The 1,708-nt window shown below is 63.1% G+C and carries 1 protein-coding gene; it reads left to right on the top strand.

The genetic code is table 11. The features are described 5' to 3' along the window. The coding region (locus M2390_RS16105; protein ID WP_259180234.1) for a hypothetical protein at nt 1-1,231 on the top strand (1,231 nt) is incomplete at its 5' end. Between the last annotated feature and the right edge of the window lie 477 nt (nt 1,232-1,708).

Raw genomic sequence — 1,708 nt, 5'->3', positions numbered from 1 at the left:
TACCTTGATGCGCGCGGCGTGGATGCGGAGTCAGTACGTGCTGCTGCTGAGGCCAAAGCGAAGGAGGCACCTGGTGTCTGATGTACAGAAGCTAATCGCAGAAGCGCGGGCGGTGGCGTCCGATTCGACGTTCAACGGGACTCATCGCCGTGATCTGTTCCTAGAGCTCGCTTCCGCTCTGGAGGCCGCTACCTCCCCGGTAGAGCCGGAACCGGTCGCGAGCGTCCAGGACGACCGGGAAGCGTTGGCCACGATCCTGAACAAGGCTGGGGCGTACTGCGGAGGCTGTGACTTCGAGAGCGGCCCCGGTTCGTGTGTGGATTGCGCCGATGCGCTGGCCCTGTATGCGGCCGCGATTCTCGCTGCTGGGTTCGCCCGCCCTGTCGCGCCGGAACCGGCCGCGGGAGATCATGTTGATCATCATGATGACCGGGAAGCGCTGGTATCGGCGCTTGTTGATGCTCTCGGAGACTTTCCCGATGGGGAGACCCTCGACCCGAACCGCAGTTATCTCACCCAGGAGGCCGAGTGCGCAGCGGATGCGGTGCTAGCTGCTGGGTTCTCTCGCCCTGTAGGTGGGGAGGCATCTGACGGCTACCACACGTTCGATGAGCTGTACGAGTTCCGGATGCTGTACCACCGGCACGCGGTGTCGGGGTGGCTTGCCGCAGGGGTGCCGGTCGTGAAGTCATGGCGACACTCAGACGGGGAGGAATGCTTTGGCGGGGACTGGTTTATCGTAGTCGCTTCACTTCCGGTCGGGCAGGTCTCGAATCACTACCCTGCGGAGGATTGGGGCCTGTTCGAGGTCCCAGAGGTCGAGATTCCGCCGGCGTTCGATGGGCATACGTCGAGCACTGTAGTTGAGCGTCTACGGGGTCCGATACCTGTAGGTGGGGAGACGGCGACCGAGTGGGAGTGGGCGGTCCAGGCCTGGGGTGATGATGAACCATGGTCAGATTTCTATGATTCCCGCGAGCTTCTGTTGCGCGGGATAGCAGGAACTGGCGGCTGGGCTGAGGGTGAGGAGATGGTGCGACGCCGCAAGGCTGGCCCGTGGTCTTCGGTGTCTCCCGAGCAGGACGAAGACGAGTTCCAGCCTGGCGAATGCACGGGTTCGGACTCGTGCACGGTGCCGGTGCACACTCACGGGTGCTTTGCCGATACCGTGGGCGCTTGTGATGACCCGGGCGATCATCCCAAGGGGCCCGAGCAGGACGGGGTCCGGTGATGGGTACTGATTACTCGCGTTTCGTTAGCGTTCCGTTCCCGGTCGAGGAGCCGTATACCGTCTACGGTCGCAGCCAGGTTCGCATATCGGTGTGCGGTGTGTGCTCGGCGTTGGTCGATAACGAAGCAACCCACGCCGATTGGCACCGCGAGCAGGACGGGGGCAAAGCATGAGGCGGCCGTTCTTTCAGTGCGCTTGGCGTCACCTCGGACACCTTGGCATGGCTTACGTGTGTGTGAAGCGCGCGGGCCATTGGGGTCGGCATCTGGATTTGCGTGGGGAACGCTGGCGAGGCGGGTTCTGATGGATGGCCGTATCAAGGTGAAGCGGTGGCCGGGTCGTGTCACGCGGGTGGAGGTTCGCACTGATGATCTGGATGACATTGGTGAGGAGACTTTCACGCGGAGTTTGGCGGAGGCGGGTTTGGAGTCGCATATGCGGGTTGGCCTGCCGAGGGTATCGAAGTCGGCACCGTAC

The sequence above is a fragment of the Mycetocola sp. BIGb0189 genome, from assembly GCF_024810155.1.
Taxonomy (GTDB): domain Bacteria; phylum Actinomycetota; class Actinomycetes; order Actinomycetales; family Microbacteriaceae; genus Mycetocola; species Mycetocola lacteus.
This window is presented reverse-complemented; position numbering and strand designations above follow the sequence as displayed.